At 37.1% G+C, this 23,062-nt stretch carries 18 protein-coding genes and 2 tRNA genes; 13 read left to right on the top strand and 7 right to left on the bottom strand.

The annotated features are described in order from the left end of the window. Positions 1-77: 77 nt before the first annotated feature. The 4 genes from serS to G7Y56_RS05980 form a co-directional block, all read right to left on the bottom strand. Positions 78-1,349, bottom strand: coding sequence for a serine--tRNA ligase (gene serS / locus G7Y56_RS05995; protein WP_165041916.1), 1,272 nt, complete (start codon positions 1,347-1,349; stop codon positions 78-80). A 201-nt stretch (positions 1,350-1,550) separates the two neighbouring features. Further along, complete coding sequence (locus G7Y56_RS05990) at positions 1,551-2,036, bottom strand: nuclear transport factor 2 family protein (RefSeq protein WP_165041914.1); 486 nt, start codon at positions 2,034-2,036, stop codon at positions 1,551-1,553. Positions 2,037-2,046: 10 nt separating this feature from the next. After that, positions 2,047-2,814 carry an SDR family NAD(P)-dependent oxidoreductase gene (locus tag G7Y56_RS05985; RefSeq protein ID WP_255498652.1) on the bottom strand — a complete coding sequence of 256 codons (768 nt, stop codon included), beginning with the start codon at positions 2,812-2,814 and terminating at the stop codon, positions 2,047-2,049. Between the two features lie 63 nt (positions 2,815-2,877). Next, complete coding sequence (locus G7Y56_RS05980; protein WP_165041912.1) at positions 2,878-3,168, bottom strand: putative quinol monooxygenase; 291 nt, start codon at positions 3,166-3,168, stop codon at positions 2,878-2,880. A gap of 118 nt (positions 3,169-3,286) precedes the next feature. Here G7Y56_RS05980 and G7Y56_RS05975 point away from each other — a divergent pair, with 118 nt between their 5' ends. The 3 genes from G7Y56_RS05975 (at position 3,287) to G7Y56_RS05965 (ending at position 7,457) form a co-directional block, all read left to right on the top strand. After that, entirely contained in the window at positions 3,287-3,592 is a 306-nt protein-coding gene (locus G7Y56_RS05975) for a MerR family transcriptional regulator (RefSeq protein ID WP_165025826.1), read from the top strand. 118 nt (positions 3,593-3,710) lie between these two features. Further along, entirely contained in the window at positions 3,711-5,753 is a 2,043-nt protein-coding gene (gene metG / locus G7Y56_RS05970; protein ID WP_165041910.1) for a methionine--tRNA ligase, read from the top strand. A 165-nt stretch (positions 5,754-5,918) separates the two neighbouring features. After that, positions 5,919-7,457, top strand: a complete 1,539-nt coding sequence (locus G7Y56_RS05965; RefSeq protein WP_165041908.1) for a hypothetical protein — start codon at positions 5,919-5,921, stop codon at positions 7,455-7,457. Between the two features lie 54 nt (positions 7,458-7,511). Here G7Y56_RS05965 and G7Y56_RS05960 read toward each other — a convergent pair whose 3' ends face one another. From G7Y56_RS05960 to G7Y56_RS05950, 3 genes are all read right to left on the bottom strand, one after another. Beyond that, positions 7,512-8,348, bottom strand: a complete 837-nt coding sequence (locus G7Y56_RS05960; RefSeq protein ID WP_165041906.1) for a LytTR family DNA-binding domain-containing protein — start codon at positions 8,346-8,348, stop codon at positions 7,512-7,514. A gap of 16 nt (positions 8,349-8,364) precedes the next feature. After that, positions 8,365-9,138 carry a LiaI-LiaF-like domain-containing protein gene (locus tag G7Y56_RS05955; RefSeq protein WP_165041904.1) on the bottom strand — a complete coding sequence of 258 codons (774 nt, stop codon included), beginning with the start codon at positions 9,136-9,138 and terminating at the stop codon, positions 8,365-8,367. A 223-nt stretch (positions 9,139-9,361) separates the two neighbouring features. Continuing rightward, positions 9,362-9,961 carry a nitroreductase family protein gene (locus G7Y56_RS05950; RefSeq protein WP_165041902.1) on the bottom strand — a complete coding sequence of 200 codons (600 nt, stop codon included), beginning with the start codon at positions 9,959-9,961 and terminating at the stop codon, positions 9,362-9,364. 173 nt (positions 9,962-10,134) lie between these two features. Here G7Y56_RS05950 and G7Y56_RS05945 point away from each other — a divergent pair, with 173 nt between their 5' ends. The 10 genes from G7Y56_RS05945 to G7Y56_RS05900 all read left to right on the top strand — a co-directional run bounded on the left by G7Y56_RS05945 (position 10,135) and on the right by G7Y56_RS05900 (position 23,046). Then, positions 10,135-10,794 carry an HAD family phosphatase gene (locus tag G7Y56_RS05945; RefSeq protein WP_165041900.1) on the top strand — a complete coding sequence of 220 codons (660 nt, stop codon included), beginning with the start codon at positions 10,135-10,137 and terminating at the stop codon, positions 10,792-10,794. Positions 10,795-10,824: 30 nt separating this feature from the next. Continuing rightward, on the top strand, positions 10,825-13,419 hold the full coding sequence (locus G7Y56_RS05940) for a YfhO family protein (RefSeq protein WP_165041897.1): 2,595 nt from the start codon (positions 10,825-10,827) through the stop codon (positions 13,417-13,419). Next, complete coding sequence (locus G7Y56_RS05935; RefSeq protein WP_165041895.1) at positions 13,419-14,324, top strand: glycosyltransferase; 906 nt, start codon at positions 13,419-13,421, stop codon at positions 14,322-14,324. The genes G7Y56_RS05940 and G7Y56_RS05935 overlap by 1 nt, the downstream gene beginning before the upstream one ends. A 14-nt stretch (positions 14,325-14,338) precedes the next feature. After that, a complete protein-coding gene (locus G7Y56_RS05930; RefSeq protein ID WP_165041893.1) occupies positions 14,339-14,914 on the top strand; it encodes a hypothetical protein in 576 nt (191 codons plus the stop codon). Continuing rightward, entirely contained in the window at positions 14,911-15,831 is a 921-nt protein-coding gene (gene queG, locus G7Y56_RS05925; RefSeq protein WP_165041891.1) for a tRNA epoxyqueuosine(34) reductase QueG, read from the top strand. The genes G7Y56_RS05930 and queG overlap by 4 nt, the downstream gene beginning before the upstream one ends. Before the next feature lie 76 nt (positions 15,832-15,907). Next, positions 15,908-16,384, top strand: a complete 477-nt coding sequence (locus tag G7Y56_RS05920) for a hypothetical protein (protein ID WP_165041889.1) — start codon at positions 15,908-15,910, stop codon at positions 16,382-16,384. A 107-nt stretch (positions 16,385-16,491) separates the two neighbouring features. Beyond that, a tRNA-Gly gene (locus G7Y56_RS05915) sits at positions 16,492-16,564 on the top strand. 8 nt (positions 16,565-16,572) lie between these two features. Then, positions 16,573-16,655: transfer RNA gene (locus tag G7Y56_RS05910), tRNA-Leu, on the top strand. A 1,620-nt stretch (positions 16,656-18,275) separates the two neighbouring features. After that, on the top strand, positions 18,276-21,389 hold the full coding sequence (locus G7Y56_RS05905) for a TonB-dependent receptor (protein ID WP_221412541.1): 3,114 nt from the start codon (positions 18,276-18,278) through the stop codon (positions 21,387-21,389). Between the two features lie 31 nt (positions 21,390-21,420). Continuing rightward, positions 21,421-23,046 (top strand): RagB/SusD family nutrient uptake outer membrane protein, encoded by a 1,626-nt coding sequence (locus G7Y56_RS05900; protein WP_221412540.1) that lies wholly within the window; start codon positions 21,421-21,423, stop codon positions 23,044-23,046. The last annotated feature ends 16 nt before the right edge of the window (positions 23,047-23,062 follow it).

The raw sequence follows: 23,062 nt of genomic DNA, 5'->3' as shown, positions 1-23,062 counted from the left end.
TTATTTTATTTAACACAAATATAGTATATTACCTTTATATATAACAGCTACGGAAGCAAAAACGTTCGCTTTTCACTTTAATTAATAAATTCAAATCCTGTATAAGGAACCAAAGCTTTCGGAATACGAATACCTTCGGGCGTCTGATTATTCTCCAACAATGCGGCTACAATGCGAGGGAGTGCCAGTGCACTGCCATTTAATGTATGTACCAGTTGCATTTTTTTATCAGCATCACGATAGCGACATTTCAAACGATTGGCCTGAAAATTTTCGAAATTGGATACGGAGCTGACTTCGAGCCAACGCTCTTGAGCAGCAGAATAAACCTCAAAATCGAATGTAAGAGCCGATGTAAAACTCATGTCTCCTCCGCAGAGGCGAAGGATACGCCAAGGTAATTCTAAGTCTTCGACCAATGATTGCACATAATCGACCATTTCTTTGAGCGATTGGTACGAATTTTCGGGTTTGTCAATACGTACAATCTCTACTTTATCGAACTGATGTAGGCGATTCAATCCTCGTACATCTTTACCATACGAACCGGCTTCGCGACGGAAACATGCCGAATAGGCGGTATTTTTGATAGGCAGGTCTCTTTCTTCGAGAATCACATCTCGGTATATATTAGTTACAGGTATTTCTGCCGTAGGGATCAAATATAGGTCGTCTACCGTAGCATGATACATTTGCCCTTCTTTGTCGGGCAAATTACCTGTTCCATAACCCGAAGCGGCATTAACTACATACGGTGGTTGCACCTCCATATAACCTGCGTCACGCGCTTTATCGAGGAAGAAATTAATAAGGGCACGTTGTAAACGAGCACCTTTTCCTTTATATACAGGGAAGCCTGCACCTGCAATTTTCACTCCTAATTCGAAGTCTATCAAATCGTACTTTTTCGCTAAGTCCCAATGAGGAACAGCATCTTTATCTAATGTAGGGATAGTACCACCCGTTTTTTCAACAACATTCTCTTCGGGTGTTCTACCTTCGGGCACTTCGTCAGCAGGAAGATTGGGAATAAGATACAACAACTCTTGCAAGTCTATTTCAGCCTGACGCAAAGCATCTTCTATTACTTTATTCTCCGCTTTTATTTCGGCAACTCTGTTTTTAGCAGCTTCTGCCTCTTCTTTTTTGCCGTCTTTCATCAGCATGCCGATCTGCTTCGACAAGGTATTCAATTCGGATTGCGAAGCATCTAGCGTTGTCTGACTCTGACGTCTGATCTGATCTATTTCTAATACACGAGCAACTATTTCTTTTGCATCGAAGTGCTTCTTCGCTAATCGTTTGATTACCTCTTGCGGATTTTCGCTTATTGTCTTAAGAGTCAGCATTATTATTTATTTAAGTGACAAAGTGAATATTTTATGTGTACAAAGTTATAAATATTTTAAGAAACATGTTTCAAAAATCATTTTATTCTGTACTGTACATCTCTATAGTATTCGATTAATTGATATTAATAGAAAAAGGTTGCTTTCGTTAGCAACCTTTTTCTATATATTATACTAGTTTCAATTAACGATGCTATGCTCTCAAAAAGGTTTTTCGACGTGGGCATACGGTACTTTTGCTACAATCTTCCAATCATTATTAAATTTCAATAAAGAAATATAATCCGTTGCTATCAATTCCCCTCTCCTATACAACCGTACTTTTGCGATAGCTGCCGTTCCGGTTATATCTATAAATACGAACTCATGTGTCAGATTGCGCAAATCAGCATTACCTTTATTATCCACTTTATAATCATCTATAACCTTTTTCCATTCGAGAAGTGGAAATTTAGCCAGATTATTTCCGTCAGCTGAAAAAATAGCAAAATCGGGATGAAACAATTCCAGCATCTTATATGTATTCAACTCATTAGCAACAGCATTAATATATTTTTCTTCCAGTAATTTCTCAATTTTTTGTTCTTCCATTTTGTCTTTTGTTTTAGGATTATTACTTTTAGCTTGTTGAGACGAAGCCAATATAAATACGAATAAAATAATAGTTGTATATAGAAACTTTCTCATATCCTCTTTTTCAATTTGTTGTTAATCCACCATCCACCGAATATATGGCTCCGGTTATCCAATTCGCCTTATCTGAAGCCAAAAATACAGCCATTTGTGCAACATCTTCGGGCTGCCCTATCCTACCTAAAGGATAAATAGTTTGTATTAAATCTTCAAATTCTTTTAATGCGTTCGAGTTTAGCTTTGTCAGATTGTAACGTAACTGCGGCGTATCAATACTTCCGGGGGCTATACCATTTACTCTCACACCTTTTGCCCCTGCTTCAAAAGCTAATGCCTTAGTAAATGAATCGATAGCTCCTTTTGTCAATGAATAAGCTGTGGTACTCCTGCCCGGGAGCATACGATGAGAGAAATAGGACGAGATATTAATCACATTTCCTTTATTCTCGCTTAGTGATGCAAACAAATGTTTAGTCAACATATAAGGAGCTCTCACATTCAAATCGATATGCATATCTAAATCGCTCAAATTCATATCAGTAAAAGGTATAAATCTTCCGATTCCAGCATTATTCACTAAAACATCGAGCTTTGGAAAAAGCTTCAGAATGTGCTTCGACACACTTTCTATTTGCGATAGTTCAGATAAATCTGCTTTTATAAAGAATACTTCTGAACCCAATAGATCGAGCTCCTTTTTCGCAGCAATCAGCTTATTCTCATCACGTCCAATCAGACACACATTGGCTCCATTTTTTGCAAATTCTTTAGCGATAGCTAGTCCTATACCATCACTACCTCCCGTTATTACAGCATTTTTGTTTTTTAGCATTTTAATATCAATTTTAGGCTTACAACCTCCATTCTTAAACAAATAGAGGTTGTAAAGTTTTTATTATTTCACTTCAATATGACGGATAAAAGAGATAGGTTCGAATAAACCCAATGCAAAACATTCTTTCGTGTGAGCAGCCTGCATATGTGCTTCCAGCGCTTCTTCGTTTTTAAATATTTCCCACAGAACAAACTCTTCGCTGTTATCTTTGTTTTCAAATATTCTGAATAACTCACAACCAAGTTCCTTTTCTGTTTCTTTTACCAATTTAATTACAGCATTTTTAAATTCTGCTGTTTTACCTTTTTTACATCTCAGAATTACTGTTGATTCTACTTTTTGACTTTTCATTTTTTGTCGATTAATTTCTTTAAATTTACATTAAATACAACAATTGTAAATAATTTACAATTGCAAAGTAAAATAATTTTTGTTACATTTGCAACAATAATTGTAAATTATTTTCAAAATGAGCGACATTAATAGGCTATATTCCGATATGGAATTTCTTGATAAGCTAATGGTTGGTATTGGCGAGGTATCCTTGATAACAGGTATTCCTACACGCCAAATCCGCTATTGGGAAGAAAAAGGAATCATCACAAGCCTAACCGAAGAAGAAGGGAAGAATAGGCGATATGATTATCCTAATATCAAAAAAATGCTATTGATAAAAGAACTATTAGATGAAGGCTACACCTTGGACGCAGCTGCCGAAAAAGTCAAGAACAGATTAGAAATGATCGAAGAAACTTTAAAGAAGTTACGCAAATAAGTTTGAAACAATCAGGTAAAAACTAATAAACATCTGTGCTATTTATTACTTTAGTTTCTATCTTTGTTTTCCAAAATGAATTTCACCTAAAAATCGAAATATAAAGAGAATCATTTATATGACTAAAAAATTCAATAGAACCCTTGTCACATCGGCGTTGCCTTATGCAAATGGCCCTGTACATATCGGTCATATGGCCGGAGTGTATATCCCTGCGGATATTTATGTACGCTATCTGAGATTGAAAGGCGAAGAAGTACTTTTCATCGGAGGGTCGGATGAACATGGTGTTCCTATTACTATACGTGCTAAGAAAGAAGGCGTTACACCGCAGGATATCGTTGACAAGTATCATGGCATTATCAAGAAATCGTTCGAGGATTTTGGTATCACCTTCGATATATATTCACGCACAAGCTCGGATGTACACAAAAAAACAGCTTCCGATTTCTTTCTCGAACTCTATAATAAAGGCGAGTTCGAAGAAAAAACAAATGAGCAGTATTACGACGAAGAGGCCCAGATGTTTCTTGCCGACCGCTATATTATGGGCGAATGTCCGCACTGTGGTAATCCGAATGCTTACGGAGACCAATGCGAATCGTGCGGAACTTCTCTAAGCCCTACAGACCTGAAAAATCCTCATTCTACTATATCCGGCTCTACGCCTGTCATGCGTGAAACCAAACACTGGTATCTACCGCTTGACAAACATGAAGGATGGTTGCGCCAATGGATACTGGAAGATCATAAGGAGTGGAAAAGCAATGTATACGGACAATGTAAATCGTGGCTCGACATGGGTTTACAGCCCCGTGCCGTAAGCCGTGACTTAGACTGGGGCGTGCCTATCCCCCTACCGAATGCGGAAGGTAAAGTGCTTTATGTCTGGTTCGATGCACCAATCGGTTATATATCGAACACAAAAGAATTATTGCCCGACAGCTGGGAGAAATGGTGGAAAGATGAAGATACTAAATTGCTTCACTTCATAGGTAAAGACAATATCGTGTTTCACTGTATTGTATTTCCTGCCATGCTTAAAGCCGAAGGTTCTTACATATTGCCGGAAAATGTTCCTGCAAATGAATTTTTGAATCTCGAAGGTGACAAGATATCGACTTCACGCAACTGGGCTGTATGGTTGCACGAATATCTTGAAGATTTTCCGGGACAACAGGATATACTTCGTTATGTATTGACAGCCAATGCACCCGAAACAAAAGATAACGACTTCACTTGGAAAGATTTTCAAGCTCGTAATAACAACGAACTGGTAGCTATATTTGGTAATTTTGTGAACCGTGCGCTGGTATTGACTCAAAAATATTTCGACAATAAAGTTCCTCAACTAAACGAGTTGACTGCTTACGATAAAGAAACCCTTGCTGAGTTTGCCGATGCGAAAAGTAAAGTAGAATCGTTACTCGATATATATCGTTTTCGTGATGCGCAGAAAGAGGCTATGAATCTGGCTCGTATCGGAAATAAGTATCTGGCAGACACAGAACCTTGGAAGATTGCTAAAACAGATATGGATCGTGTAGCTACAATCATGAATATATCGTTACAAATAACAGCTAATCTGTCGATTGCGTTCGAACCATTCTTACCATTCAGCGTAAAGAAAATCCGTCAATTTATAAATATGGACAACCTTACATGGAATCAGTTGGGAAGAACTGACTTGTTACCCGTAGGACATCAATTGAATCCGTCGGAATTACTATTTGCGAAGATAGAAGACGAAACAATTGAAAAACAAGTACAGAAACTTCTTGACACGAAGAAAGCAAATGAAGAACAAGCCGAAATAAAGGTCGCTCCTCAAAAAACAAATGTAGCTTTCGACGATTTTGGTAAACTTGATCTCCGAGTAGGAACTATACTTGAATGTACTAAAGTACCTAAGACAGATAAGTTACTTCAATTCCTGATAGATGACGGTATGGCAAAACGCACTATTATATCGGGCATTGCAGCATGGTACAAACCCGAAGATCTGATAGGAAAACAAGTATGCTTTATAGCTAATCTCGAGCCGCGGAAACTGAAAGGAATAGAATCGCAAGGGATGCTCCTTTCTGCCGAAAATGCAGATGGAAGTTTATCGCTGATCCAACCTTCCTCAACAGTGAATCCGGGTAGCCAAATAGGCTAAAAAAAATATCATGATATGCCAATATACAAATATGAGAGTAATTGGCATATCATTTTTTATGCGCTTCTACTACTTAATAAAGGAAACACCATAAACTTTACACAAACAAATTTTGTTTACTATGATAGTCCGTTCATATAATTCAAAAAGTAAATACACATTCCAATGAAAGAGAAGACTATTTTCCAAGAGCTTGCCTCTGATAAGAAGTACATCATCATACTATCTATATTTACTTTCTTTTTTTTATTCTTTACCTCTAAGATGTCACCACTGTATCCTATCAACGAATGGTCTGACATAAATGTCTATTTCAACATTGGTAAAGCAGCGATGGAAGGAAGAACCTTATATACCGAATCTTTTGACCACAAAGGACCACTTATATTTATTATTTATGGGATTGGTTATCTTATATCGAATAGCACTTTCTTAGGGGTTTTCATTATCGAGTTGATAGGATGGCTGATTCTTATATACACAATATTTCTTACAGCCAGAATATACCTTCAAAGAGAGTTTTCGTTTCTTATTTCACTTATAGTCCCTGCATTCTTAATCAAATATACCCATACAGGAGGGTCTGCCGAAGAGTTTATCCTTATTATGTCTGTTGTCAGCCTATATTTCTTTTACCGCTTTTTCATGGATGAAGATACAACAGTTCATAATCCTAAGTACATGTTTTTGCATGGAATACTGTTCTCGATGGTATTCTTTATTAAGCTTAATCTGGTTATATTTTGGGTGTTCCCCATCCTAGGTATATTGATCTGCCTATTAATACATAAAGAATATAAGAATCTGTTACACAATATACTTTCATTTATACTTGGTGTATTTGTGATTGCTGTACCAATCTGCTTATATCTATATATAAATAATGCATTGACCGAAGCGTTCAATGTATACATACTATTGAATATGAAGTATGGTAGTCCACTATCGGCATCTGATACCATGAACCATACATTCATGAGAACTTACTCTTTTTTCCGTAACGACATTGTAGGATTTATTATTATGTCTATTGGAGCGCTTTATTTTCCAATAAAACACATCAAGAATAAAATCGGCAAAGTGTCAATGATACTCTGTGCGTTGTCATTATTCTTTATATTATTTAGCCCACGTACTTTTCATTTCTATTATCCCCTGTCATTTTATATATTCATTATTCCCGGATTAATTTCAATATCATTATTTATAAAGAGATATGTATATATAAGCTATTCCGGTAAATTACTTTGCCTATTTGCCACACTCGCACTTCTAGTAGGGATTAGCAGCAAGAACTTTTTCGGCTTAGGAGGATATGAGATAACCCGTCAAATAGACCCGAACAGTCCTGAATTTCAGTTCTCGAGAATAATAGAAACAGAGAAAAATCCGACACTGCTTAATCTTGGATCCGGATATGGGAATAGTATTTTTACTATATGTAATATCACGCCCAATGTGAAATATTTTCTCACGCCTAATATATATTACAATATGTATCCACAAATGCGTGACGAACAAACTAAATATATAGAAAACAAAGAAGTAGACTTTATAGTAGTCGACAACTTTTCGTTCAACTATCAACATTTCCGAAACCTTCAGGCGTTCAAAGAGAATTATATACTCATGGACACTTTCGTAAATAAAAGGATAGTATTTGGAGATGAATTTTCAACTTACTATTTATATCGGAAGAGATAATAATAAAAGCACAAATTAGATATTTGTGCTTTTATTTTAACGAGTATTCTATCATTATTTCAACCCAAGGGTTTTCTTTAAAATTCGGTATCCGTTTATACTGACTTTTACCTGTGCCCCATTCTGCATTTTCAACAATTGATTTTGCTTGTCATAGAGTTCTATCTGCGCAATAAAATCGACATTAACTATGCTTGATCGATGTACACGGACAAATTGAGAAGAAGGTAAAAATTCTTCGAATGACTTCATTGTCTGCTCTTTTAAATACTTACCTTTTACCGAATGTATCATCACATAGTCGCCTTCTGCCTTCAAATAGACTATTTCGGAGACCATTATCACATCTATTTTCTGTCCGTTCTTAACAGCGATACGCTCCTGCAATTTCTCTGACTGATTACTTTCATTCTCACTGATTAATCCTGAGTCCGACTCTTCAGCCAAATTGTTTCCCTGATAATTATCTTCAACCGCTTGCCTTTCCTTCTTATAGAAAGACAAATACAACTGAATTGCAAAACCATACGTCAGAACACCAACGAGAATCCGCACTGGGACAGATGGAGAGAATAATAACCAATCGTCTGTGGGAAAGATAAGATATAACAGAAGAAGCTCAATTCCGAACCAACAAAGTACAAATAATACAGCCAAAGCTATATAAACAGTCAATTTCTGATAAGGATAAAGTGAAGATAAATTGCTATATTTTACTATAATTTTCAACAATGTCAATACTCCGGCCAATAATGCTCCACACATGATTGCATCTGCAATCAGTATCGATTCGGAAGCCGATGACATCAAAGGCCGTGTAACTAAGTAAATAATAGCTGCAATCAGTAATACACCGATAAGATAAATGGCTATTATACGTTTGTTTTCCATTTTCTTTGCAGGTAAATTAATTTCTTATTTCTCCGCTACCAAACATACACCCCCCTCTAATTATCAGATGTGGATTCCCTTGCATATCTTCACCGTCTTTTACATTGCGATTGTCTTGAAATCCGCCAAATACAGTACTATTCTGCACATCGACCACCCAATCGGAAGGAACATACAGGATAGCCGAACCAAACAGAATATTAACCTCCAGATTAGTTGATCCGTCAGCCAACTTTGCTTTCCGCAGATCTAGAATCAACTCACCAAACATAACGTTTGCTTCACCTCCTTTAAAGTTGGAAGACAGCACAATTTGTTCGGCACTACCAAACATTATATGCTTCTCCAGATAGTCTGCTCCTTTTTGCGTTGCGGAACCGGAATCGCCGGTATATGATTTATTACTGCAATAGCTACCGGATACAGTTAGTTGCTTACAGAACTTATTTTTGTTAAATACAATAAATAAACCGACAACGATTAGCAATACAGGCCAATAAGTTTTAAAACTAATATCTATATCTAAAAAATAATCAGGGAAAATAGTATAGAGTTGGGGATAAATAAATATACCTCCTACAACAATCAATAATATCCCCCCCAGATAATGCCTTTGGATAAGAGACCATAATCCCAACGCTATTAAAAGCATTTGCCACGATATAAGTATCGGTTTATATATAGCCGGTATAATTCCCAGATTTAATAGTAAAAAGACAGCCCCTGCACATATGAGTAATACCGCCCAGCCCATTCCTGCTGGTCTACTCTTTTTTAAATTTGCATTCATAATCTATTCATTTTAAATTGTTATTCATTTCATTTGACACAAAGATATAATCGAGTAGAGTATAGACATACTATAAATCGACAAAACACATTAAATTATCGACGAAAGCAGGAGACACAGCGTATGTACTACCGTTTTTCAAAAGAGATTGTAATAGATCTAATACAAAAAAAGGAGATTGTTTATCCAACAACCCCCTTTCCTTTTATCGATTTCTTCTATTTTAGAAAACCAAAACTCGCTTATCTAATGGAGAAAACTCTTTCTCGCCCGGCTCACCTGCAGGTACACCGAATGGCATTTGAGCTATCAGTTTCCATTTAGGGCTAAGTTTCCATGTCTTTGCAACTTCTTCATCAATCAATGGATTGTAATGTTGCAATGAAGCAGCCATCCCGGCATCTTCGAGCATTGTCCATATAGCTAACTGATGCATAGCCGATGTATGATCAGACCACTGAGGGAATTTGTCGCTATATGAAGGAAAACCTTTCTGTAAACCTTCCACAACTTCCTGATCTTCGAAATAAAGAACTGTTCCGTAGCCGGCTGCAAAACAACCGTCTATTTTTGATTCCGTTGCAGGAAAAGCTTCAGCAGACACTTTTTTCCTTAATATTTCTTTTGTAATGTTCCACAACTTCGCATGATTTTCTCCTAAAAGAAGAACAATACGCGTAGATTGTGAATTGAAAGATGATGGAATGTTTAGTACTGCAAACTCAATAAGTTCTTTTAATTCTTTGTCTGTAAGAGTACTTTTATTGCTCAATGAATAATACGTTCTACGATGTTTAATCGCTTCCTTAAAATTTCTAGCCATAATAATTAGTTTTTATATTAGTCTATGTCTACACAGATATATATTTAACGCTTCCGGTTCGAAAAAAGTTCTTCATTTGTTAAATTAAAAAATGTAAATATACGCAGTTCGTATAAACCGAATGAATTTATATCCAAGTATTTTGTACATTTGTACTCAAAGTTTAATTATATATGACCTATTCCGGAGTTATATTCGATTTTAATGGAACACTGTTTTGGGACACACCGTTGCATAACAAAGCATGGAACATATTCCTGAAAAAGTATGATCTGCGGTTTTCCGATGACGAGTTTTTTCGCCTGATTCACGGTAAAAACAACAGGGATATATTCATCTCTTTGTTTCAGCGTCCACTGACCGAAGAAGAGATTAAACAATTCATCAACGAAAAAGAAGGCCTCTATCAAGAACTTTGCCTGCAAACCGATTTGGCTCTCGCACCGGGAGTAGAAAACTTTCTGGATTTTCTCAAAAACAACAATATTCCTTATACTATTGCTACTGCATCGGGAAAAGAAAACCTCGATTTCTTTTTCGAACATCTAACTATATCCAACTGGTTCGACTATGATAAAGTAGTATATAATAACGGGGAGATAAAAGGTAAACCCGATCCGGAGATATACCAGATAGCAATGTCTGTTATCAATAAAAAACCCGAAGACGTGATTGTTTTCGAAGACGCTATTGCGGGATTGCAATCAGCAAAAAATGCCAAAGCCGGAAATATCATTGTAGTTAATTCGAATGATGATAACTATAACAATTGGGCAGACTATCAAATAATCAAGAATTTCGATGAAGTAGATAGAAAACTATTCACAATATAAAAAGTAGAATATAATATAATAAAATATAAGATGACTAATAAGGAAATACCACTAATCAAAGTCCTGTCGCATATCGCTGCTATTATAGTGTTTCTGGCAATTACACTGATCTATTTCAGCCCTCAATTGGGAGGAAAAATACTTCCGCAAGGAGATGTGAAGCAATATACCGGAGGTTCGCAGGAATTGAGAGAATACTACAACCAAGAAGGCGAAAGTTCGGCTTGGACAGGAGCCATGTTTTCGGGTATGCCCGCTTATCAGATAGGTGTGTGGGGAGGTAGTCCCAATTTTCTCGATTATGTGGAAAAACCATTCAAAGCTCTGGGCAGCAATGCCGGTGCGGTATTTGCAGGTATGCTGATGGCTTACCTCTTATTTTCGCTTATGGGTCTCAAACCCGTTACTGCAGCATTGGGTGCGATTGCTTATTCTCTGTCATCTTACAATATTGTCATCCTCGAAGCAGGACACGTTACCAAAGCCTGGGCTATCGCTTATATGCCGCTGATTATAGCAGGTATGATGGTGTTGTTTAAACGAAAGTATCTACTCGGAGGATTGCTTATGGCTTTAGGATTGGCATTGCAAATTAAAAATAATCACTTACAGATAACATACTATACAGCATTGCTTTGTGTATTTATATATATTGGTCTCATCATCGATTTTATAAAAGCAAAAGAGATAAAAGGCATATTCAAGGCTACGGCAATTCTGGCTATCGCTGTTGTTATGGCTGCATTCTGTAATATGGGTAATATATACTCCAATTATGAAATGTCGAAAGAGAGTACACGTGGTAAATCGGAACTTTCGACTCCTACAACATCCGAAAAACAATCTTCGGGATTGGATAAAGATTATGCATTTGCATGGAGCTATGGTAAAGCCGAAACTTTCTCTTTAATGATTCCCGATATCCATGGTGGTGTTTCGGGTGGTACGTTAGATAAATCGTCGAATCTATATAAAGAGTTGGTAAAACAAGGATATGGATCGCAAGTGACTCCTAAAGGAGTACAATCATATACTTATTGGGGCGACCAACCATTTACACAAGGGCCTGTATATTTCGGGGCTATTATATGTTTCCTTTTTGTTTTGGGAATGATTGTGATTCAAGACCGAATGAAATGGGTTTTATTTGCAGCAACCATATTCTTTATATTCCTTTCGTGGGGTCGAAACTTCGAATGGTTTAATGATTTCTTCTTCTACCATTTCCCTATGTATAACAAATTCAGAACCGTTTCGATGGCTCTGGTCATTCCTGCACTGACTATGATTATGGTCGCTGTATGGGGTATACATGAATTTCTGACTAGCGAAATAGATAGAAAAAAACTGACAAGGGCACTGTACACATCAGCCGGAATAGTTGGCGGACTGGCCTTATTTTTCTGGGTTGCACCGGGTTTCTTCTTCAATTTTGTTTCCGAATCGGATGCTGCTTGGAAATCTCAAATGCCGGACTGGTACTACAATGCACTGATACTCGATCGTAAAGAATTACTATCATCTGATGCGTTACGTTCCCTGATATTTATCATATTATCAGCGGCTATTTTATGGATAGGTCTTCGTTCGAAAACGAGTAAGCAACTTATTGCCGCCCTTGCCACATTTGGTATAGCCGTACTGGTATTAATCGACCTTTGGTCTGTAGATAAACGTTATCTGAACAACGACAATTTTGTACAAAAAACAGAATATCAAGCATCTGCATTCAAAGAGACTGTTGCCGACAAAGCTATTCTGCAAGATACACATCCTTCGTACAGAGTATTAAATCTAAATAATCCATTCCAAGAAACAGCGACATCTTACTATCACAAATCGATAGGGGGTTATCATGCTGCAAAACTAAAACGTTATCAGGAATTGATCGACAACCGTTTGCAACAAGAAGTAGCATTTCTTCAAAATAAAGCGAACACTCAATTAAATAAAGAAATAGAAAATTTAAATGCTGCCCAACAAGATGGCAAAGAGGTTAATCCCCTAAATATCGCTGTAACTATACAAGATAGCGTATCGCCTTTACTTGGTGTCACAACAGCTCTTAATCTATTGAACGCTAAATACGTGATTTATCATCCTGAACTTCCTCCCGTTGTTAATCCATACGCTTTGGGTAATGCGTGGTTTGTTTCCGAATACAAATTGGTAAATAATGCAGACGAAGAGATTGCAGCAATAAATGATGTGAATCCACACCAAACAGCTATTGTAGATAAAAGATTCGAAAGTGAGCTTACAGGACTGACTCTCAAAGTTGATTCTACAGCAACAATGGAATTGACAGAATACAAGCCGAATTATCTGAAATATAAATCCAAAACGAGCCGTGAACAACTAGCCGTTTTGTCTGAAATATACTATGCTAATGGATGGCAAGCTTATATTGATGGTACGCCGAAGTCGCACTTCCGTGCTGACTGGACTCTTAGAGCAATGCGAATACCAGCGGGAGAACACGAAATAGAATTCAAATTTGAACCAAAAGGTTATAACAACTCACGCATGATAGCTACTGCCAGTAGCGGTATTCTGGTTCTTTTGCTGTTGATTGGTCTTGGTACTCTCTTTTTCAGAAAAGAGAGAAATGATAGTGTTGTCTGATGAGATTCTCAATTGTTATTTGCACATATAATAGGGAGAAGTATATCGGAGCAAGTTTAGATTCGGTATGCCGGCAAACTTTTGCAAACGATAATTTTGAAATTATTGTAATCGATAACAATAGCCCTGACAAAACTGCTGAAATATGCTCGGCATATATCGAGCAGTATAGCCTAGTGCAGTTACGATATATTCTGGAAACAGAACAAGGCATTTCCTTTGCACGAAACAGAGGTATAAAAGAGGCTAAAGGTGAATTCATCGTATTTATAGATGATGACGAGACTATTGATGATTTTTATCTGGAAAAACTCGATTCATACCTCACACAATATCCCGATGCCAGATTATGTGCAACATCTGTCGTTCCTGTTTATGAAACAGAAAAGCCCAAATGGCTGTCGCATTATACCATGCGTCTTATTACCGGTTATTACAACAAAGGATCAGAGGTGAAGACGCTTGGGGGCAAAGACTATCCGGGAACAGGGCATGCAATTATAAAAAAAGAATTGTTCACTCTTTTCGGCGACTTTAATACCCAATTAGGACGTAAGGGATCATCACTATTAGGAGCAGAAGATAAAGATATGTTTTTGCGCTTGATAGAAAACAATATAGATTGTTATTACTTCCCCGATATCCCCATCTACCATCATATACCCGATAGTAAACTTACAAATGATTTTTTCCATCGTCTCACCTACTCGATAGGAAAGAGCGAACGGATTCGAACCAAATCCATTTCAGAAAAAACATACCGAAAACGCCTTTGCTCAGAAATGATAAAATGGGCAGCATCAATCGTTCTCTGCCTTGGCTATACGCTGACACTATCACCATCGAAGGGATGGAAATTAATACAATTCAGATGGAATGTTAGTAAAGGATTACTCGGAAAATAAAAAAGAATTTACCTATGAATAAAGGATTAAAAAGGAATTTAACAAGATTTGGTCTTGGCCTTCTCGTTTTACTTATAGTTGTTGTATTTTGCAGAAGCTGCATCTATCAAACAACAATGGAATATAAGGATGCAGGCGGTCGCAAAACCTATAAAGTGAAAGATGATAAGCTGGCTGCGTATATAGACGAGTATCTCCCAGATGAAAAACTCACAAATATAGAAACAATAGTAGATCTGTCATTAGCTATAACGAGTAATAACCTTAGTTTCTCTCTTGAATCGAAAGAAAAGGATCCAAAGAAGCTGTACCCGACAGGCGAAGCCAATTGCGAAGGATATGCAGCATTTGCAGCAGCTGTAGGCAATTATCTGCTCGACAAGTACAAGATGGATGATTGGGATGCTAGGCCTGTTAAAGGCAAGCTGTATTTATTCGGTAGTGAATTGACGACGAAGGCAAAAAAGTCATATTTTAAAAACCACGATTTTGTTATCTTCACCAATAAGCAGACTAAAGAAGAAATATATGTTGATCCGTCTATACATGATTATTTCAAGATAAACAGAGTTAGCAAATACGCAAAATGACAGTGGAAATTTCTCTTTCCCGACAAATAAAAGATTATGCCTATAATCTTGGTTTCGATGCTTGTGGTTTTTGTAAAGCAGAAAGTATTGGGGAGGAGAAACTTCATGTTAAAGATTGGTTAGATAAATCATATAACGCCGATATGGATTATATGGCTAATCATTTCGATAAACGGTGCGATCCTACATTATTGGTAGAAGACTCCCACTCTATTATCTGTTTAGCCCTCAATTATTATCCGGATGTAAAGCAATCGCCCGAAGCTCCGCAATTTGCTTATTACGCTTATGGTAAAGATTATCATGTGGTAATGAAAGAAAAGCTACAACAGCTTTTTGATTATATCAAAACACTCATCCCTACACTCGAAGGACGTGTATTCTGCGACACAGCTCCTATATTAGAACGTTACTGGGCTGCTAAAGCAGGAATCGGATTCATCGGCAAAAATTCACTACTGATTATCCCGAAGAAAGGCTCTTACTTTTTTTTGGGAGAACTGATTGTAAACATTGAGTTGGAGTATGACAAACCGCTTTCGCTTTCTTGTGGGAATTGCACTCGTTGTATAGATGCCTGTCCTACAAAAGCGATAGTAGAACCAAAGGTGATCAATGCCAATCGGTGTATTTCTTATCAGACAATAGAAAACAAGGGAGAGATAGACGAAGCAATAAAGCCCCTTCTCAACAATCGTTTTTACGGCTGCGATATATGTCAGCAAGTTTGCCCTTGGAATAAGTATGCCCGCCCACATAATACATCTGCATTCAAGCCCTCAGAGGCCTTTATGAGCTTGGATTTCGACAAATTAGACAACCTATCTGTAGAAAATTACCAACAGATATTTAAAGGTTCTGCCGTAAAACGAGCGAAATATAGCGGATTAAAAAGAAACATAGAAGCGTTAAAATAAAGACTTACAATAATATTCTATTATCCGATAACGTTTATTTACTAACTTTATAGTCTCTATTTATATCAAAAGAATAATGAAAATATTATTTCGTACATTTATTATATGCGTTTGTATCACATTTTTAGCTTGTGGAAAAGAGGAACTTAAGCAGACCGTACCGTGGGCCCCTGTATTTTTCAAAGTTAATTTGAATAATTTAGATACTGAACTAACAGCATTAGGAGGTTATAAAACTTTCACTAAAGCCAGATTAGCTGATGAACAGGTCGGATTTTCCGGTTTGCTTATAGTGCGAAACCTTATTAACGAATCGGATGGGACACCTATTTTACTAGCATACGATTTATGCTGTCCCAATGATCGGATGAAGGAAGTAAGAGTCAGTCCGCAAGCAAATGGAAAAGCGAAGTGTAATAAATGCGGTAGCGTTTTTAATCTCTACTCAGGAGGTAACCCCGAGTCGGGCCCGTCTGAATCGGGTCTACAACGTTATCAAGCAATACCGGAAAGACCTTATAATGGTATTTTTCGCATCTCTCGACAAAATTAGTTGCTTAAACTTTGCAGAAAGCAAAAACATTTTTTACATTTGCACTCGCTAAACGGGAATTAAGACTAAAGTGTTAGTCCGATAAAGATTCTCAAGCATCACATCTTGCGAAAGTAGCTCAGTTGGTAGAGCACGACCTTGCCAAGGTCGGGGTCGCGGGTTCGAGTCCCGTCTTTCGCTCTTAGGATGCTCGGATGGTGGAATGGTAGACACGCAAGACTTAAAATCTTGTGACCATTAGGTTGTGCGGGTTCAAGTCCCGCTCCGAGTACTATTTAAAAATCAGGCGATTACTACAAAAAAGTGATCGCTTTTTTTATGTTTACATCTCAAGTAAAACACATGAAAAGCACATAATTCTAAGACGATTTCACACGGTTTAAGACAAGTTGTTTAGAAATAGTTCAGAGTTTTAAATCATCTATATAGAATTACCTATTATTATAATAATGACTTATTGTAATAATTATCAACAATAGCAAAATATAAATTTGATTTAAATAAACATCTTATACTGAATATTGTATCCAATAATTTAGGTACAGAATATATCTTACTTTCCTAAAATGAAAGAAAAGAAAGCTACCAACTGTTCTCTTCCCAAAAAGCCGATATAAACACCAACCAAAGAAATATTAATTAATAACAACAATATTTCAACCCTCAATCTATCTATTGACTTGCTTTTTTTCATCATATATTGTAAATTATAATAGTGAACACTTTAAAATTCAGCCTCATCTTCCTCTACGCCAAGTGTAGCCAAATCTATTTTTTTCATAACCTTTCTGTGGGTAAAATTAAAAATTTATTTCAAAAAAGCAAATCAGTTTATCTAATAAGTATAAGTTACCACCTCCATGTTCAAAAAATGGATGGAAGAGAAAATCCCACAACCTATTATTGGGGTTCGCTGAATGAATAACCCATATACTTAAAATCACAAATAATATTATGCTCACATTTAAGAATATAATCAGGCGGACTAAACAGCCAAAAACAGCATATCAAAAAACTATATATCCCAAAAACATCTATCCTAACAACTCAAGCCATAAAGAGTAGAAAAGAATAGAATAATCAACTAACTATAAGAATAATACAGACAAGTACACTTCTTGAAATTTTGTGATCACCTCCATTTAGAGTAACTGTTAAATCTAACCGGCACTACACTTCAGTGTCATTTTTCAAAGCCTTAAAATCAAAATTGAAAGTCACCTGTTGATTTTAGTAAATACATTCGCACAATCGTTAACAAATCATAATCGACAAGAATATAATATAGCAAAAGCCACATAAAAGCCTTGTTATTAATATATTTTAATATAACAAATATAGCTCTAATATTCAATGCGAAACACCCAAATCAACATATATTCACCTACTATTTTTTCATCTGAAAATTTGGTAGTTATGTTTGTTTTATTAGAGAGAGAGAGAGAGAGAGAGAGAGAGAGAGAGAGAGAGAGAGAGAGAGAGAGCTTAATATACAAAAATTAAAGCACACAAACAACCAGTCAAATTTTCTATCTAACATATATAAGATCCGAATAATTTTCATGCAGGAATTGTTTGGACTTTTTCTGTTTTATCACATCCTGTTTTCACCTCGGAAAGCGCCTATAAAGAACAAAGAGAAGTCGAACTCTTTATTCGAAAACAAGAGTTTCAAATCATTTATCATAAAAATAAAATATATTATTTCTACTTGCAAAGTATTGCGAGTAGAAATCGTACATACACATATATAATGATCAGATTACTAAAATAATATACCAACTAATCATAAAAACAAAAAATCATGAAAAAAAGGATCTGAATCAATTCAGTCTCAAATCACTAAAAGAAAGACGATTAAATTAACCAAATCTTAATTAAAAATATGAATATGCATACAATAAAACATTTATTCTATAAACACAAAGATCAAATATACAGGCTGACCTGTCTATTGATTTTTTGTATAGCAACTACAAGTATTTATGCCCAAAATGTAACCGTATCGGGTACTGTAAAAGATGAATCGGGAGAAACATTAATTGGGGTAAATGTTCTTGTTAAAGGTACTGCTCAGGGAACGGTCACAGATGTAGATGGTAAATTCACGCTATCTTGCCCACCTGCCAGCACATTACAATTCTCTTACGTCGGTTTCACAACAAAAGATGAAAGAGTGGACGGCCGAAGAGAATACAACATAGTCTTATCAGAAGACTCTAAAATTCTCGACGAAGTGGTTGTTATCGGTTACGGTACAACCACCCGCAGAAGCGTTATCGGAGCTGTAGATCAGGTAAAAGCAAAACTTATAGAGAACCGTCCGGTGGCGAATCTATCTCAAGCCCTGCAAGGAACTGCGGCCAATCTTGTTATTCAACAAAGAAGCATGAATCCGAACGATAATAGCATGAATATCAACCTTCGTGGTATTAGTACTTTAGGTAATAATAACCCTTTAATTGTTATAGATGGATTAATCGCTTCCGACATAAATAATATGAACGAATTGAACCCGAACGATATAGAAAATGTGTCTATATTGAAGGATGCAGGTAGTGCTGCAATTTACGGATCGCGCTCGGCAAACGGTGTTATATTGATTACAACTAAGAAAGGTAGATTAAATATGAAACCCATTGTTAGTTTTAGCGCTATGCTTGGTAGTCAGAATCCAAATGTTTTAGCTACTCCCGTAAAAGGTTATCAAAATGCTCTATTACGCAATGATGCTTACGTAAACACCGGACAGAATCCGATATATTCATCTGAAGAAATTCGCCAATTTGCAGAAGGTGGCGATAGTGAATATTTCCTTAAAGGGATTCTTAAAAATGCATTGCAACAAACCTATAATATGAGTGTACAAGGAGGATCGGAGAACACTACCTATATGGTTTCCCTCGGCTATTTTAATCAGGACAGTAACTTTAAAGGTCCCGACTATGGGATCAAGCGTTACAACTTACGTACAAACCTGACAACAAACATCGGACGTCTAAAAATTACATCGATAATGGCATACGACAGATCCGAAGGAAAATCATTTCAAGGAGATACCGGTTTCTTGATAGCAAACAGCTCCCGTCTTCCTGTCTATAATAATTATATACTAAAAGATGAGAATGGGCGCTATTACAACAACGATGTATTGACAGGAGGTAACCCGTTGGCCGAATTAGAACATGGTGGATATATTAAAACAGACAACGACCATTTCCAAGGAAGTTTAAATGGCGAATTCGAAATAATAAACGGATTGAGGGCTAAAGGATTAGTCGGCTTCGAACTTCGTCCCGAACATCGCCTTATCAGACGTTTCTACTGGCCTATATACGGTCTTGACGGAGGTGATACGCCTGTGAATGCAAACAGTTCTAAAGACTATCACATAGAGGATTATAACGGAAAATCTACTGTATTGAATCTCCAAGCAATGCTTGATTACAACCGTACTTTTGGTAAAGTCCATAACATAACAGCTCTGGCAGGTTTCTCAAATGAATCATACAGACAGCAGAGAAACGAAATTAAGAAACAATATGTAGATCCGGTATTAGGTATTCCTATCGAAGGTACAATTATCGACCCAAGTAGCTACAACACTGTAGGAGGTACTACCGAGAGAAGTATTTATTCTTGGTTCGGACGTGCAGGCTATAATTACAACGAGAAATATTATGCTGAAGCAAGTTTCCGTTACGATGGTTCTTCTAAATTCACTAAAAGCAACAGATGGGGATTCTTCCCTTCTATGTCATTAGGATGGAGAGCTTCCGAAGAAAGTTTCCTTAATTATTGGAAAGAAAACATAGGTGATTTCAAAATTCGCGGTTCATACGGAGAACTTGGTAATCAAGATATCGACGATTATCAGACCTTTACCACTTATGTTATCTATCAAAATCAATACGGTTTTAATAACACAGCAACACCCGGAACTGGATATACCTTTGGCAACCCCGATTTGAAATGGGAGACAACGGCTTCATTCAATATTGGAGCAGATTTCACCTTCTTGAACAATTCATTAACGGCTTCGGTCGATTACTTCCACAAAACAACAAGAGATATTTTATTAACTCCCCAAACACCTATGGTTGTAGGTGGTGCCGTACCTAAGGCAAACCGTGGAGAAATGAAAAACCAAGGATGGGAAGTAACCCTCAACTATTACCTCAGTCATAGTGGATTTAATCATGCATTCGGCTTCAATATAGGAGATTCGTGGAATGAAATAACCAAGTTTGAAGGTTACCAACAGATTGATAAATCGGACGAAATAGAACGTATCATCCGTGTCGGACTACCACTATATTCGTATTATGGATATAAAACCGATGGATTATTCCAGAACGAAGAAGAAATCAAAAATTCGGCACTTCCTGTCGGAGTGTTGGCTCAACCGGGAGATATCAAGTATGTAGACCGCAACGGCGATGGCATAATTGACGACCAAGACCGTTTTGTATTAGGAAATGCGTTCCCTAGATATACTTTCGGTTTCAATTACGATGTTAGCTGGAAAGGCCTTGATTTCAACATGCTATGGCAAGGTGTAGGTAAACGCGATATGGCTGTACGTGGTGAGCTCTTCGAGCCATTCCACGGTTCGTATGCATTTCTCATGTTCGAACATCAACTAGACTATTGGACTCCTGCTAATACAGATGCGCGTTGGCCTCGTCTTACAGCTCCTTCTACATCTTCCACTACGAACAACTATGGAAAAGGATCTGATTTCCAACTGCAAAATGCTGCTTATGTACGTCTGAAAAACATTCAACTCGGTTACACCCTACCTAAAGAATGGACTAAGAAGATCGGCATTGGCAAAGCTCGTTTCTATGTTAATGGACAAAATCTTCTGACTTTCACCAAAAACTCCTGGATAGATCCGGAATCGTCTGAATTTGGATCAAATATGGATAGTAAGGGAGCAAATAGTGGACGTAACTATCCATTTTTGAAATACTATGGTGGTGGTATAGACATTGAGTTTTAAGTAGAAAACAAATAAATAAAACAACATGAAAATGAAATTTATAAAATATGGTGCACCAATCATTCTTTCGGCGAGCCTGCTACTCACCGGATGCATTGATTTGGATGTTGAACCTACCGATAAATTCACGGACGCAACATATTGGACATCTGAAGATAAAGCCAACTCTGTGGTGGCAATGGGATATCGCCAGATGTTTGACAGCAAATATATATTTAATGATGAAATATTGAGTGACAATGTCTATAATGGTTATGGAACCACCGACGAAAAGAGTATTTCTACAGGAATTGCCGATGCCTCTACTGGACGTTTTGCGAAACAATGGGAAGATTATTATGGAGGAATCAAGACTTGCCATACTTTCTTAGCCAATATCGATCGCATAACTGACATAGATGAGGAAGTGAAGCAAAATAGAATAGCAGAGATTCGTTTCATTCGTGCTTATCTATATTTCCAACTAACTACCTGGTATGGGGATGTTCCTCATTTCACAGAAGATATATCACTCGAACAAGGTAAAACTGTTCCTCGTAAGCCTCAAAGTGAGATACAGGCATGGGTACATCAGGAATTAGAAGATATAGCAGAGATTTTATCAACCCGCGAAGAATATGCAGATAAGGACAGAGGACGAGTTACGGCTGGTGCTGCAATTGCCCTGAATGCACGTGCTTACTTATATGAAAATAATTATGCAAAAGTGGCGGAATATACTGATAAGCTGGTAAATTCGACAAAATACGGGAGCTATTCTTTATTTCCTGATTATGAGAAGCTATTCTGGGTAGCCAATGAGTATAATGAAGAAATAATTCTGGATTATCAATTTGTACCCGAATTGAGACTATGGAGTAATCTGGTTGATTTCGCTCCAATGTCGGCTGATGCTCGCCTTTGCTCTGCGGCACCGACACAAGGTTTAGTGGACAGCTATTTGATGCTGAATGGTGAGAAATGGACAACAAGTGATCCTGATTATGCTAACCGTGATACAAGGATGGGAGCTACCATTGCATACGATGGTTCGAAATGGATAGATAGAAGTGGCAACGAATACACGATTGTTACTCATCCTGACGGAACTGTTCCCGATGGTAAAAAATCAGACAAATTTACCGGTGCAGGTACAGCACAGACAGCTACAGGTTATTATTACCGTAAGTTCTGTGATCCTTCGCCGACAGCTTACAAAGGCGGAGGCTGGGATTCGAACTTGAATCTTCCTTTGATCCGTTTCGCTGATGTACTTCTAATGTATGCCGAGGCTAAAAACGAATTAGGTCAAATGGATAATACAGTATGGAATCAAACAATAAAATTGCTAAGACAAAGAGCTAAATTTAATGATGTACCTAAAGCAATGAATATGCCTAGTACCGACAAAGGTACTTTGCGCGATGTTATCCGCAACGAACGTCGCTGTGAGCTAGCTCTCGAAGGATTACGCATATTCGACCTTCGCCGTTGGAGAACAGCCGAGGTTGTATTGAGAGAACCTTTCCGTGGTGCTAAATTTGATAAGAGTAGTGGAAGTTATCAATACATTCAGTATGCCGGAGGAAATTTCAGTAAAGACCGTGATTATCTATGGGCAATACCGAGAAAAGAAATTATTCTAAATAAAAACCTAACTCAAAATCCTGGATATTAATTACATAATAGGATTA

This window comes from Dysgonomonas sp. ZJ709, assembly GCF_011039195.1.
GTDB lineage: Bacteria > Bacteroidota > Bacteroidia > Bacteroidales > Dysgonomonadaceae > Dysgonomonas.
This window is presented reverse-complemented; position numbering and strand designations above follow the sequence as displayed.